General features: G+C 64.5%; 12 protein-coding genes. 1 reads left to right on the forward strand and 11 read right to left on the reverse strand.

Annotated elements, in window-relative coordinates:
* Positions 1–104: 104 nt before the first annotated feature.
* Positions 105–977 carry a DMT family transporter gene (locus V6F88_RS15050; protein WP_104143159.1) on the forward strand — a complete coding sequence of 291 codons (873 nt, stop codon included), beginning with the start codon at positions 105–107 and terminating at the stop codon, positions 975–977.
* A gap of 37 nt (positions 978–1,014) precedes the next feature.
* Here the strand turns inward: V6F88_RS15050 and V6F88_RS15055 are convergent, their stop codons facing one another.
* The 11 genes from V6F88_RS15055 to V6F88_RS15105 all read right to left on the reverse strand — a co-directional run bounded on the left by V6F88_RS15055 (position 1,015) and on the right by V6F88_RS15105 (position 13,148).
* Positions 1,015–1,512, reverse strand: coding sequence for a hypothetical protein (locus V6F88_RS15055; protein WP_332610456.1), 498 nt, complete (start codon positions 1,510–1,512; stop codon positions 1,015–1,017).
* 62 nt (positions 1,513–1,574) lie between these two features.
* Positions 1,575–3,137: a PA0069 family radical SAM protein gene (locus V6F88_RS15060; protein WP_332610458.1), complete on the reverse strand. Its 1,563-nt coding sequence runs from the start codon at positions 3,135–3,137 to the stop codon at positions 1,575–1,577.
* Positions 3,138–3,349: 212 nt separating this feature from the next.
* The gene (locus V6F88_RS15065) at positions 3,350–4,648 is read right to left on the reverse strand and encodes a sulfate adenylyltransferase subunit 1 (protein ID WP_332610460.1); all 1,299 of its coding nucleotides are present in this window, start codon (positions 4,646–4,648) and stop codon (positions 3,350–3,352) included.
* A gap of 40 nt (positions 4,649–4,688) precedes the next feature.
* Positions 4,689–5,597 carry a sulfate adenylyltransferase subunit CysD gene (gene cysD / locus V6F88_RS15070; RefSeq protein WP_332610462.1) on the reverse strand — a complete coding sequence of 303 codons (909 nt, stop codon included), beginning with the start codon at positions 5,595–5,597 and terminating at the stop codon, positions 4,689–4,691.
* 41 nt (positions 5,598–5,638) lie between these two features.
* Entirely contained in the window at positions 5,639–6,385 is a 747-nt protein-coding gene (locus V6F88_RS15075) for a phosphoadenylyl-sulfate reductase (RefSeq protein ID WP_332610464.1), read from the reverse strand.
* Positions 6,382–7,446 carry a sulfate/molybdate ABC transporter ATP-binding protein gene (locus V6F88_RS15080; protein ID WP_332610466.1) on the reverse strand — a complete coding sequence of 355 codons (1,065 nt, stop codon included), beginning with the start codon at positions 7,444–7,446 and terminating at the stop codon, positions 6,382–6,384. Before V6F88_RS15080 ends, V6F88_RS15075 begins: the two co-directional genes overlap by 4 nt.
* A 27-nt stretch (positions 7,447–7,473) precedes the next feature.
* Positions 7,474–8,376 (reverse strand): sulfate ABC transporter permease subunit CysW, encoded by a 903-nt coding sequence (gene cysW / locus V6F88_RS15085; protein ID WP_046802743.1) that lies wholly within the window; start codon positions 8,374–8,376, stop codon positions 7,474–7,476.
* Entirely contained in the window at positions 8,373–9,263 is an 891-nt protein-coding gene (cysT, locus tag V6F88_RS15090; RefSeq protein WP_332610468.1) for a sulfate ABC transporter permease subunit CysT, read from the reverse strand. The genes cysW and cysT overlap by 4 nt, the downstream gene beginning before the upstream one ends.
* A gap of 24 nt (positions 9,264–9,287) precedes the next feature.
* Positions 9,288–10,316: a sulfate ABC transporter substrate-binding protein gene (locus V6F88_RS15095; RefSeq protein WP_332610469.1), complete on the reverse strand. Its 1,029-nt coding sequence runs from the start codon at positions 10,314–10,316 to the stop codon at positions 9,288–9,290.
* 213 nt (positions 10,317–10,529) lie between these two features.
* Positions 10,530–11,171: a peroxiredoxin gene (locus V6F88_RS15100; RefSeq protein WP_046802740.1), complete on the reverse strand. Its 642-nt coding sequence runs from the start codon at positions 11,169–11,171 to the stop codon at positions 10,530–10,532.
* A 150-nt stretch (positions 11,172–11,321) separates the two neighbouring features.
* Positions 11,322–13,148, reverse strand: a complete 1,827-nt coding sequence (locus V6F88_RS15105; protein ID WP_332610470.1) for an acyl-CoA dehydrogenase — start codon at positions 13,146–13,148, stop codon at positions 11,322–11,324.
* Positions 13,149–13,195: the final 47 nt, after the last annotated feature.

Genomic DNA, 13,195 nt, shown 5'->3' on the forward strand with positions numbered 1-13,195 from the left:
ACACCAAAAGTCGGCTAGGGCGTCGGGTAGAATGGCGCCCTTCCGGCAGCTTGCTGTACCCTAGCTGCTTCTGTAACAAACACGTCATTCGGCGCTGTTCCCTCATGTCGTATACGTCCCTGATATTGGTCGTCCTGGCGGCGATGGCCCACGCTACGTGGAACCTGCTTGCCAAGCGCGCGGCCATGGTGGGCGCGCCTTTCGTGTTTGCCTACGGGCTGTGCGCATCCTTGCTGTACGCCCCCTGGGTCATCTGGGTGCTGATCCACGACGGCATGACGTGGACATGGCCCGTCGTCGGGGCCATCCTGACATCCAGCCTGTTGCATCTGGGCTACAGCCTTTGCCTGCAACGCGGCTATCAGGTGGCAGACCTGTCCGTGGTGTATCCCATTGCGCGAGGCACCGGCCCGCTGCTTTCCACCACGGGAGCCTTCCTGCTGCTGGGCGAACCCGCCACCGGCACCGGCATTGTCGGCATGCTGTGCGTGGTGATCGGCGTGCTGATGATTGCCACTCAGGGGCGCTTGACCATCTTCAAGCAGGCGCAGGCGTGGATCGGCGTGCGCTGGGGCGTGGTGATCGGCCTGTTCATCGCCGCCTACACCGTGGTCGACGCCTATGGCGTGAAGGTCTTGTTGATCAGCCCCGTGCTGTTCGATTGGTTCACGTGCGTAACGCGCACCGCCATGATGACGCCCCACATGATGGGCCGGCGTGCGCAAGCCTGGCAGTCCATGCGCGGCCACTGGCATCTGGCGTTGGCCGTGGGCCTGCTGTCTCCGCTGGGGTACATCCTGGTGCTATATGCGCTGCGCAACGGCGCGCCGTTAAGCCTGGTGGCGCCTGCCCGCGAAATGTCGATGATGCTGGGCACCCTGGCCGGCATGTTCCTGCTGCGCGAGAAGGTCGGGCCGGGCCGTCTGGCCGGTTGCGTGTCCATTCTGGTGGGCGTGGTGCTGCTGGGTTCCAGCTGAGCCCGCCACGCTGAGCCTAGCGTCGGGACCCGGCAATTCAGAAGCCGGCGGCGGCGCCCAGCCACATCAGGCCGGGGATGATCGCGCCCCACGCCAGCACCATCACCACATCCAGCACCATGGCCTTCATGGTGACTTGCGACGTTACGGGTTCTACCGTGGCGTTGCCCAGACTGCGCTCGCGCGCCGCCGCCGCCGGCATCGCGGGAGCCATGGCAGGCGACATGGCGGGAGCCATCGCGGAATTGACGGCGGGCGCCAGTACCGTAGCCACTGCCGGCGCCACGCGACGCGTCGCCGCCTGCTCGGCCAAGCCGCCCTCTTGGGCGGGCGTGGGCGGGAACGGCCAGCGTGCGGGGGAAGTGCCCGAGCGGCTGCGCTGGCGCGGTTCGTCACCGGCAGACGCGGTATTCCACGGCATGGCCAGGCCCGCCAGCTTGACGCAGGCGGCGCGGGCCCGATACGCGCCACGGCGCAGCGGGTTCAACGAGACGATGAGTTCATCTGACAAAACGGAAAAATCAGCGGTGTTCATGAGAACTCCTTCAAGAAACGATTCCACGCCGCCGCAGCGGCCGACACGGCAACCGGCCGTGATCAATCGAACAGCGACAACTGGCCGGCTGCCAGCGCGCGCAACTGGCGCGCACCGCGGCCGTAGCCGCTGGAAACTGCCGGCAGGCCGTCAGAAAGGGGGACCCCTGAAGACGCTTGCGCGCCAACCGGGGATAGGAAAGCGGTAGAGGAAGGGCTAGGCGTAGCGGCAGCGGCAGCGGCAGCGGGCACAGCCACCGGGGCGCTAGCCGAGGGCGCCGCTGCGACCATCGCCGCCGCGCCCTGCCCTGCAAGCGAACCCGCCGAGAACAGAGACGGCGTGGCGCCGGACGCCACGGGCGGCTGGAAGCGATCGCAATCCAGCGCCAACCTGTGACGGTTCAGCCCCAGCTTGCGGGTCGCGACGGCGAAGCGCTGGCGCAGCAAGTCTGCCCAGATGCCGGTGCCGCGCATGCGCGAGCCGAAGTTGGGGTCGTTGCGACGGCCGTTGCGCAGGTCTTCTATGCGGTGCAGCACGCGCTGGGCGCGGTCCGGGTAATGAGCGTTAAGCCAATCCTCGAACAGGGTTTTGACCTCCCAGGGCAGGCGCAAGACGGTGTAGCTGGCGTAATGCGCGCCGGCCGCCTTGGATTCCTGAAGGATGTGTTCCATGGATTCATCATTGATGAACGGAATGACGGGCGCCACCAGCACGCCTACGGGCACGCCGGCATCCGTGAGGCTGCGCACGGCTTCCAGCCGCCGCCAGGGCGCTGCGGCACGCGGCTCCAGCGTGCGCGCCATGCCGGCGTCCAGCGTGGTGATGCTGATGTAGACGACCACCAGATTCTGCTCGGCCAGCGCTGCAAGCAGATCGAGATCCCGGCCGACCAGCGCGTTTTTCGTGACGATGGTGACGGGGTGCCGGGTTTCCAGCATCAGCTCCAGCATGCCGCGCGTCAGGCGCCAATCGCGTTCGATGGGCTGGTAGGCGTCAGTAGCAGAACCGATGTTGATCGGCGACGGCTTGTAGCCAGGGCGCGCGAGTTCCGCGCGCAGCGCATCGACGGCGTTTGCCTTTGCCACCAACCGGGTTTCGAAGTCCAGCCCGGGCGACATGCCCAAGTACGAATGCGTAGGCCGCGCATAGCAGTACACGCAACCGTGCTCGCACCCGCGATACGGGTTTACCGCAACGTCAAAGGGGATATCGGGCGAGTCATTGCGCGACAGCATCTTGCGCGCTTCTTCGGCCGTGACGGTGGTCTTGGGCGCGGGCGGAGCCAGCCGCGTATCGGGAACGATGGGGATGACCGTGGCGCCGGCGCGCGTGCGCGCCGGCGAGGCGTGCGCCAAGGCGGCGTCGGGAGAATGGGCCGACGCGGAATCGCGGGAACCATCGGGATCGGGGAAAGTGTCGGGAAAGGAATCCGCAAAGGATTCGGGGACGGAGTCGACGAAATCCGCCGGCAGGCCCGAACCAGACCAACCGTCGTCGACCTGCACACGGTCATCGCGCTGAAAGCGATGCCGAACATTAGTAACCGCACCCCGACCGCGCAAGGCGGCGGGGGCGGCAGCCGGGGACCCAGAACCGGCGGGAAAAGAATGATCGGTGCGTGCCATAAAAACTACTGTACAAAAACACAGTAGTTTTGACAAGCACCAAAACCCTTTCCGTAAGACAGCCCCACTTTACCGCAAGACGCGGAGCGCGTCTGAACAATTCGATTTCATCAGGCGATATCGCCCGGAGACCCGCGCCAGCATTGAATTTGGAAGAAATACAACACCAAAAATCGGGCGGAAATTCCGTTGTTTTCCGGCCCGATTCAGCGCTAGCGCAACATGCCCGCCGCAGCCGTCTGATGCGTGGCTTCATCGATCAGAATGAAGGCACCGGTAGACGGCACATCCGCGTAGCGATCCACCGCCAACGCCTCGCGCGTGGTGAACGTCACGCGACCAATGTCGTTCATCTGCAAGGTGCCTTCGGTGTTCTCGACTTCCTGCAATTCGTGGATGTCGCGATGCGAAAGCACCGCGCGAATCTTGGCCGACGTAAGCCGCGTGCCCGACTTCAGCAGATACTTGCGCGCCGGGTTCAACGCCTGCGCATCCAACCAGCACAGCTCGGCCTCGAACTCGCGCGTGACTTGCGCGGGCGCCGCCGTGTGCACGATGACGTCGCCGCGCGACACGTCGACATCACGATCCAGCACCACCGTGACGGAGTCGCCCGCCACCGCCTCGTCCAGCACGCGATCAAAGACGCGAACCTCGCGCACCACCGCACTGACACCCGACGGTTGCACAGTGACCGCATCGCCCGCGCGCAACACGCCGCTGGCCACCCGGCCTGCATAACCGCGAAAGTCCTCTTTCTGGTCGCCGCCGTGTCGCGCCACCCACTGCACGGGAAAGCGCAGCGGCAATGCGCGGCCATCGCTGGCCAGGTCCAGCGATTCCAGGAGCGCCAGCAAAGGCTGGCCTTCGTACCAGGGCGTCTTGGGCGACAGCGTCACGACGTTGTCGCCGTTCAACGCCGACAGCGGCAGCGCATCGAAATGCGCGATGCCCAGCTTGGCCGCCAGTTCGGCATACGCGTCGCGAATGCGTTCGAACACGGCGCGATCCCAATCGACCAGGTCCATCTTGTTCACGGCCACCACGATGTGGCGGATGCCCAGCAGGCGCGCGATAGTGCTGTGCCGCTTGGTCTGCGGCAGCAGCTTGCCGTCGGCGGCGCGCGTGGCGTCGATGAGGATGACGGCCACGTCTGCCGTGGACGCGCCGGTGACCATGTTGCGCGTGTATTGCTCGTGGCCGGGCGCATCGGCAATGATGAATTTGCGTGCGGGCGTGGAGAAGTATCGGTAAGCCACATCAATCGTGATGCCCTGCTCGCGCTCGGCTTCCAGCCCGTCGGTCAAGAGCGAAAAGTCGATGCCGTCGCCCGCCACGCGCTTGTGCTTGGCGCGCGAGATTGCATCCAACTGGTCGGCGAATACGCCTTTGCTGTCGTACAGCAGGCGGCCGATCAGCGTGGATTTGCCATCATCGACGGAGCCCGCCGTGATCAGGCGCAGCACGCCCGTGCCGGCGCCGGAAAGGAAAGAATCGTTCAGTGCATTCATGGTGCGTCCCCTGCCGCCGGCCTCAGCCGGCGTTGTGCATTCAGAAATAGCCTTCCTTCTTGCGGCGCTCCATCGAGGCCTCGGAAGTCTGGTCGTCCATGCGCGTGGCGCCGCGCTCGGTGATGTCGGTCACCGCCGTCTCGGCGATGATGGCGTAGGTGTCAGCGGCGTCGGAAGCCACCGGGCAGGTGCACGAAATATCACCCACCGTGCGAAAGCGCACCGGCAGCCGCTCGACCTGCTCGCCGTCTTGCGGCGGCGTCAGGCGCGTCACCGGCACCAGCAGGCCCTTGCGACGGACCACCTCGCGCTGGTGGCTGAAGTAGATTGACGGCAACGCCAGTTGCTCGCGCTGGATGTATTGCCAAACGTCCAGTTCGGTCCAGTTCGAAATGGGAAACACGCGCATGTTTTCGCCGCGATGCACGCGCGTGTTGAACAGGTTCCACAGTTCGGGGCGCTGTGCCTTGGGGTCCCATTGGCCGAATTCATCGCGGAAGGAAAAGATGCGTTCCTTGGCGCGCGCCTTTTCCTCGTCGCGACGCGCGCCGCCGATGCAGGCGTCAAAGCCGAATTCCTCGATGGCTTCCAGCAACGTCACGGCCTGTGCCGCATTGCGCGAGTCGGTTTCGCGGCGCAGCACCACGCTGCCCCGCTTGATGGAATCCTCGACGCTGCGCACGATCAGGGTCTCGCCCAACTCGGCCGCGCGCTGATCTCGGAACGCGATGACTTCATCGAAGTTGTGGCCGGTATCGATGTGCATCAGTGGGAACGGAAAGCGGCCCGGGCGAAACGCCTTTTCGGCCAGGCGCAGCAGCACCACGGAATCTTTGCCGCCCGAAAACAGCAGCACGGGCTTTTCGCTTTCGGCGGCCACTTCGCGCATGATGAATATCGCTTCGGATTCCAGCCAATCCAGGTGGCTGCGTTGGATCACAGCAGACATAGGTTATTCCCCTAAGACAGATTTTGAATTCATGGACGGCGTCATTCGCCGCGCGTCACGACACTGATGACGCGGTTGCCCGCGTGCAGACCGCATTCCTTGGAATCCGACGATTCCCACCACCATCTTCCGGCGCGCACGTCTTCGCCCGGCCGGATGGCGCGCGTACAGGGCTCGCATCCGATGGACGGGTAGCCCTGGTCGTGCAGAGGGTTGTAGGGCACGTCCAGCGCACGGATCACTGCCCACACGTCGTCCTCGCTCCATTCGGCCAGCGGGTTGAACTTGGTCAGGCCGAACACCGGGTCCTGTTCCTGCAAGGGCAGTTCGCCTCGCGTGGTGGATTGCTGCCGGCGTTGCCCGGTGATCCAGGCGCTGCGCCCCGCCAGCGCGCGTCGCAGCGGCTCGACCTTGCGGATCTGGCAACAGGCTTTGCGCAGCGCCACGCTTTCATAAAACGCATAGGCGCCATGCTGGGCAACGTGCTGCTCCACCGCCGCCGCCACGGGCCGGTACACCGTGACGTCGCGCCCGTAGCGCCCGCGCACGGCATCCAGCACGCCCAGCGTTTCGGCATGCAGACGGCCCGTATCCAGGGTGAACACCTCCAGGTCCAGGCCCGAGTCGTAAATGGCATGCGTCAACAGCATGTCTTCAGCGGCCAGCGACGAGGCCAGCGCGGCGTCCGGGTGGCGCTGCTGAATATCGGCCAGCCGCTGCACCAGCGCCTGCCAACGCTGCGCCAGCGAGGCGTCCTGGATGGAGGGAAAATCAACGGAGGTCGTCATGGTTGCACCGCAAAGATGCGAGCGCGCCGGGGACGCGCCAACAAAGTATCGCCATCGCGCAGGTCCAGTTCCCGGTACAGGTGCTCGGGCACTTCGGCTTCGATGATGGCGTCGGAATCCTGGCGCGCCAGCTCCAGATACGCGCTGGGGCCGGCCAGATAAGCGTGCGACAGGCGCACCGCAATGCCCTGCCCGCCCGCGCGATAACGCTCGATCTCGAACTCGTGCGGACGAACGTAGGCGGTGGCGCGCTGCGCATTGGCTTGCGCCAGCTCGGGCGCCGGCAGCGACAAGCCGGCGCCTTGCCAGACACCGCCCGTGGCCACGCCCTGCAACTGGTTCACATCGCCAAGAAAGCCGTACACGAACGGCGTTGCGGGCTGCTCCCAGACTTCACGCGGCGTGCCCACCTGCTCGATGCGCCCGGCGTTCATCAGCACCACGCGGTCGGCGACCTCAAGCGCCTCTTCCTGGTCGTGCGTCACAAACACGCTGGCCACATTCAGCTCGTCATGCAGACGGCGCAGCCACCGACGCAGCTCCTTGCGCACCTTGGCGTCCAGCGCGCCGAACGGTTCGTCCAGCAACAACACGCGCGGCTCCACGGCCAGCGCGCGTGCCAGGGCGATACGTTGACGCTGGCCGCCGGACAGCTGCGCCGGATAACGATCCGCCAGCCAATCCAGCTGCACCAGCGTCAGCAGGTCATGCACCTTGCGCTGGATCTGGTCTTCCGAAGGGCGCTGCGACCGATGCTTCACGCGCAGGCCAAACGCCACGTTCTCGAACACCGTCATGTGCTTGAACAGCGCGTAATGCTGGAATACGAACCCCACCTGGCGCTGGCGCACGTCCACGTCCGTGGCGTCTTCGCCCCCGAACAGGACGCTGCCCGAATCGGGCAATTCCAGCCCGGCGATGATGCGCAGCAGCGACGTCTTGCCGCAGCCGGACGGCCCCAGCAACGCCACCAGTTCGCCGGTTTCAATATGCAGCGACACGTCGTTCAGCGCCTGAAACTGACCGAACCGCTTGGATAGGTGTCGAACTTCGATACTCATGCCTGTCTCCGTCTTGGCCGTCGCGCGTTACGCGATGGCCGGCTTGATCGTTGCGGCCGCTGCACCGGGGTACTCGACCGGCAGGTCGGCGGCACGCAACATGCGCGCGTTGCGCCACTCGACCAGGTTTTTCGCCACCAGGGTCACCAGCGCCAGCAGGGCCAGCAACGAGGCCACGGCGAACGCGGCCGAATACTGGTATTCGTTGTAGAGAATTTCCACGTGCAGGGTCATCGTGTTGGTCAGCCCGCGCACCTGGCCGGACACCACGGACACCGCGCCGAATTCACCCATTGCCCGCGCGTTGCACAAGATGGCGCCGTACAGCAGGCCCCACTTGATATTGGGCAACGTCACACGCCAGAAAATCTGCCAGCCGCTGGCGCCCAGCGTCAGCGCCGCTTGTTCTTCTTCGCTGCCTTGCGCCTGCATCAACGGGATCAGCTCACGCGCCACAAACGGAAAGGTCACGAACAGCGTGGCCAGGATGATGCCGGGCACGGCGTAGACGATCTTCCAGTCGTGGTCCTGCAACCAGCCGCCCAGCCAGCCTTGCGTGCCGAACAGCAGGATGAACACCAGGCCGGCCACCACGGGCGACACCGAGAACGGCAGGTCGATCAGCGTGATCAGGAACTGCTTGCCGCGAAACTGGAACTTGGTGATGGCCCATGCCGCCGCCACGCCAAACACCAGGTTCACCGGCAGCGCGATGGCGGCCACCAGCAAGGTCAGCCGGATGGCGGACAGCGCGTCGGGCTCGACGATGGCGTCCAGGTACAGCTGCCAGCCTTTCTTGAAGGCTTCGGCGAACACTGCCGCCAGCGGAACCAGCAGGAACAGGGTCAGGAATGCCAGCGCAACAAACAGCAAGATGCCGCGCACCCAGCGCGGTTCGGTCAAATGGGCGGGACGGTCCGCTGCGCTCATGCCAACCTCCCGAGGTTGCGGCGGGCTTGCCAGCCTTGCAGCAGGTTGATGACCAGCAGCATGACGAAGGACAGCACCAGCATCACGGTCGCGATGGCGGCGGCGCCGGCGTAGTCGAATTGTTCCAGCTTGGAAATGATCAGCAGCGGCGTGATCTCGGACACCATCGGCATGTTGCCGGCAATGAAGACCACCGATCCGTACTCGCCAACCGCCCGCGCGAAGGCCAGCGCAAACCCCGTCATCAGCGCCGGCACCACGGTGGGCAGCAGCACGCGGCGGATGGTCTGCCAGCGGCTTGCGCCCAGGCTGGCGGCAGCCTCCTCGATTTCGCGTTCTACGTCTTCCAGCACCGGCTGCACTGTACGCACCACGAAGGGCACGCCGATGAAGATCAGCGCAATCACGATGCCTAGCGGCGTGAACGCCACCTTCCATCCAAACCACTCGGACAGCGGCCCGCCCAGCCAGCCTTTCTGCGAATACAGGGCGGTCAGCGCGATACCGGCCACTGCCGTCGGCAGTGCGAACGGCAGGTCCACCAGGGCGTCCAAAATCTTCTTCCCGGGAAAGCGATAGCGCACCAGCACCCAGGCCACCACGGAGCCGAACACCAGGTTGACCAACGCGGCGATCAGCGAGGCGCCAAAGGTCAGTTGATACGACGCCATCACGCGCGGCGCCGTCACCGTGTCCCAAAACCCTTGCCACCCCAGTTCGGCGCTTTTGATAGGCAGCGCGGCCAGGGGAATCAGCACAAGCACGCTCAGGTACAGCACGGCGTAGCCCATGGAAATACCAAATCCGGGCAGCACGCCCGGGCTGTTGCGCCGAACGGCAAAAGGCGCTTGCGCGCCGATTGCCGTCGGGGGGGAGGCAGTTGTCATAGCCGTCGTCCGAAGGTCGTCTCGTTATTTCTTTTGCGGCAGGTAGATCTGGTCGAAGGTGCCGCCATCACTGAAGTGATCTTTCTGCGCCTTGCGCCAGCCGCCGAAGATCTTGTCGTCGATGGTGACGAGCTTGACCTTCGGGAACTTGCTTTCGTATTTGGCGGCCACCGTCTTGTCGATGGGCCGGTAATAGTTCTTGGCGATGATTTCCTGTGCCGCGGGCGTGTACAGGAATTCCAGATACGCCTGGGCGGCGGCGCGCGTTCCCTTTTTGTCCACGATCTTGTCCACGACGGCCACCGGCGGTTCGGCCAGGATGGACAGCGACGGCACCACGATGTCGAACTTGTCCGGACCCAGTTCTTCAAGCGCCAGGAAGGCTTCGTTTTCCCAGGCCAGCAGCACGTCGCCCACGCCGCGTTCCACGAACGTGGTCGTGGCGCCGCGTGCACCGGTGTCCAGCACCGGCACGTGCTTGAGCAGGTCGCCGACATAGGCGCGCGCCTTCTCTTCGCTGCCGCCGTTCTTTTCCAACGCGTAGGCCCAGGCGGCCAGATAGTTCCAGCGCGCGCCTCCGGAGGTCTTCGGGTTGGGCGTGATGACTTGCACGCCGTCCTTGATCAGGTCGTCCCAGTCCTTGATGGCCTTGGGGTTGCCCTTGCGCACCAGGAACACGATGGTGGACGTATAGGGCGAGCTGTTCTGCGGCAGGCGCGACTGCCAGTTCTCGGGGATCAGCCCCCGGTCGGCAATGGCGTCGATGTCATAGGCCAGCGCCAGTGTCACCACGTCGGCTTCCAGCCCGTCGATGACCGAGCGCGCCTGGCGGCCCGATCCGCCGTGCGACTGGCGTATGGTCAGGTCGACGCTGGCCTTTTCCTTGTACTGCTTGATGAAGGCGTCGTCGATGGCGCGATACAGCTCGCGCGTGGGGTCATAGGACACATTCAACAGCGTTTGTTTTTGCTGTGCTTGCGCCGGCGCCACGGCTGTCAGCGAAACCGCCACCGCCGCCAGCGCGGCCAACCAACCCGCTTTTCCGAAAGACATCCCTTGCTCCCTATATTTTCAATATGGAAGCAAGTGTGCTGGCTGCGCATTCTGAACGGAACGAATCATTATTTGATTGCTCATCGCTCGCAGGCATATAGGACAGCCGTCCCAGCCATGAAAAAACCGCCGCGTTCTCCTATGGAGAAGGCGGCGGTTCGGGCGGCTGAAAACCGCGTTTTTTACCGGGATGCTACCCCCCGGAATCCGAATTTACTTATTCGGTTGCGGCGTGATGCGCAGGTAAGGACGCACGGCCTTGTAGCCTTTGGGGAACTTCTCTTTGATGACGGCTTCGTCCTGCAGGGACGGAACGATGATCACATCGTCGCCGTCTTCCCAGTTGACCGGCGTGGCCACGCTGTGGCTGTCCGTCAATTGCAGCGAGTCGATGACACGCAGGATTTCATTGAAGTTGCGGCCCGTGCTGGCGGGGTACGTGATGATCAGGCGCACCTTCTTGTTCGGGTCGATGATGAACACCGAACGCACCGTCAAGGTGGCGTTGGCGTTCGGGTGGATCATGTCGTAAAGCTCGGAGACTTTGCGGTCCTTGTCGGCCAGGATCGGGAAGTTGACCTTGGTGGACTGCGTGTCGTTGATGTCTTCGATCCATTTCGAATGCGAATCGGCGCCGTCCACAGACAGCGCCAGCACCTTCACATTGCGCTTGGCGAATTCGTCAGCGAGCTTGGCCGTGTAACCCAGCTCGGTCGTGCACACCGGCGTGAAATCGGCCGGGTGCGAAAACAGCACCCCCCAGCTATTGCCCAGATATTCGTGGAAGCGAATGGGACCGGCCGAGGAATCCTGTTCGAAATCGGGGGCGGTATCGCCCAGACGTAGATGGCTCATGGTGTCTCCTATTTGAGGATTCAGTGGGGAGGAAGCTGGCTGCCCGGCTAGCTGGGCAGCGCAGGAAGGCGTTTCCAAGCCGAGCTTACTGCTTGCGAAACGATTCTTCCATCAAACCTTCGGTCGAGGAAATACGCAAGCCATATAACCTTATGCAATATCCACTGCCACGCCGCAGGCGTCCGCGACGACGCCGGCGCGCACTGCCGCCGACAGTGCCAGCGCCCGTGGAAGGATGTGAGCGGCGTAGAAAAGCCCAGTCGCGATCTTCGTTTTATAGAACGGGTCTGACGAACCGGCGGCGATGTGCCGACGGCACGCAAGCACGGCGCGCGCCATCTGCCAGCCGCCATGCACCACGCCGGCCAGCATCAGGTAAGGCACGCTGCTGGAAAACACCGCGCGCACGTTGGCGGCGGATTGCTCAAGAATGAACCCCACGCCGGCCTCGTAGGCCTGGATGGCGCCATCCAGGTTGTCGCGCAACAGGCGCAGCGCATCGCGCTCGGGCGCCGCCGCGCGGGTGGACTCGGCCTCGACCGCGCGCAAGGTCTCGCGCATGGCGGCGATGGCCGCGTAGGCGGTGGCGCCGCCGTCGCGTTGCGTCTTTCGCCCCACCAGATCGTTGGCCTGGATGGCGGTGGTGCCTTCGTAGATCGGCAGAATGCGGGCATCCCGGTAAAACTGCGCCGCCCCCGTTTCCTCAATAAAGCCCATGCCGCCATGCACCTGGATGCCCAGCGACGCGACTTCGACCGCGATTTCCGTTGAGTACCCCTTCACCACAGGCACCATGTATTCATAGAACGCACGGTTGCGCGAGCGCTGCTCCGGGTCGGGGTGATGCGTGCCCTTGTCATGCGCGGCGGCCGTCACATAGGACACGGCGCGCGCCGCTTCCGTCAGCGCCTTCATGGTCAGCAGCATGCGCTGCACGTCCGGATGGCGCACGATGGCCACCGGGCCGGCCGACCCTTCCACCGCACGGCCCTGCACGCGTTCGCGCGCGTAGGCCAGCGCATGCTGGTAGGCGCGTTCGGATACGCCGATGCCCTGCTGCCCCACCGAATAGCGCGCCGCGTTCATCATGATGAACATGTATTCCAGGCCGCGATTCAGTTCGCCGACCTGATAACCGACGGCGCCCTCGCCGACCTCGCCCTTGCCCGAGCCATACAACAGCACGGCGGTGGGGCTGCCATGGATGCCCAGCTTGTGCTCCAGCGATGCGCACCAGACATCGTTGCGCTTGCCCACGGCGCCGTTGGCGTCGACCAGGAACTTGGGCACGATGAACAGCGAAATCCCCTTTACGCCGGCGGGCGCGTCGGGCGTGCGGGCCAACACCAGGTGGATGATGTTTTCGGCCAGATCGTGTTCGCCGAAGGTAATGAAGATCTTCTGGCCGAACAGGCGGAAGCTGCCGTCGTCCTGGCGCACGGCGCGCGTGGCGACCTGCGCCAGGTCCGAACCCGCTTGCGGCTCGGTCAGGTTCATGGTGCCCGTCCACTTGCCCGCGATCAGGTTCGGCACGTATTCGCGGCGTTGCGCGTCCGAGCCCACGGTCAGCAGGGCTTCGATCACCCCGTCGGTCAGCATGGGGCACAAGGAAAACGCCAGGCTGGCAGCCTGGATGTTCTCGCCGGGCGCGGCCGCAACCAGCTTGGGCAGGCCTTGCCCACCCCACTCTTGCGGATGCTGCAAGCCTTGCCAGCCGCCGGCGGCGTAGTCCTTGAAGCCCTGCGCATAACCGGGCGTGGTCGTGACATGGCCGTCTTTCCAGACAGGCGGCTGCGTGTCACCCGGCACATTCAAGGGCGCCACCGCCTGTTCCACAAAGCGGCCGTTCTCTTGCAGGATGGCGTCGACCAGATCCGGCGTGACGTCGCCAAAGCCGGGCAATGCAAGGATGTCGTCCAGGCCGGCCAGTTCGTTCAGCGTAAAGCGGAAGTCCTGTAGCGGGGTTACGTAGGGCATGATGTCTCCGTGTGCAAAACGACAGCGAGGCGCCAAGCGCCTCGCCT

This window comes from Achromobacter sp. ESBL13, from assembly GCF_036668755.1.
GTDB lineage: Bacteria > Pseudomonadota > Gammaproteobacteria > Burkholderiales > Burkholderiaceae_B > Achromobacter.

Coding starts and splice junctions, on each gene's coding strand:
- cysT (WP_332610468.1), bottom strand. CDS start 9,263: ATGACAACTGCCTCCCCCCCGACGGCAATCGGCGCGCAAGCGCCTTTT.
- V6F88_RS15065 (WP_332610460.1), bottom strand. CDS start 4,648: ATGAATGCACTGAACGATTCTTTCCTTTCCGGCGCCGGCACGGGCGTG.
- V6F88_RS15080 (WP_332610466.1), bottom strand. CDS start 7,446: ATGAGTATCGAAGTTCGACACCTATCCAAGCGGTTCGGTCAGTTTCAG.
- V6F88_RS15105 (WP_332610470.1), bottom strand. CDS start 13,148: ATGCCCTACGTAACCCCGCTACAGGACTTCCGCTTTACGCTGAACGAA.
- V6F88_RS15100 (WP_046802740.1), bottom strand. CDS start 11,171: ATGAGCCATCTACGTCTGGGCGATACCGCCCCCGATTTCGAACAGGAT.
- cysW (WP_046802743.1), bottom strand. CDS start 8,376: ATGAGCGCAGCGGACCGTCCCGCCCATTTGACCGAACCGCGCTGGGTG.
- V6F88_RS15060 (WP_332610458.1), bottom strand. CDS start 3,137: ATGGCACGCACCGATCATTCTTTTCCCGCCGGTTCTGGGTCCCCGGCT.
- cysD (WP_332610462.1), bottom strand. CDS start 5,597: ATGTCTGCTGTGATCCAACGCAGCCACCTGGATTGGCTGGAATCCGAA.
- V6F88_RS15055 (WP_332610456.1), bottom strand. CDS start 1,512: ATGAACACCGCTGATTTTTCCGTTTTGTCAGATGAACTCATCGTCTCG.
- V6F88_RS15095 (WP_332610469.1), bottom strand. CDS start 10,316: ATGTCTTTCGGAAAAGCGGGTTGGTTGGCCGCGCTGGCGGCGGTGGCG.
- V6F88_RS15050 (WP_104143159.1), top strand. CDS start 105: ATGTCGTATACGTCCCTGATATTGGTCGTCCTGGCGGCGATGGCCCAC.
- V6F88_RS15075 (WP_332610464.1), bottom strand. CDS start 6,385: ATGACGACCTCCGTTGATTTTCCCTCCATCCAGGACGCCTCGCTGGCG.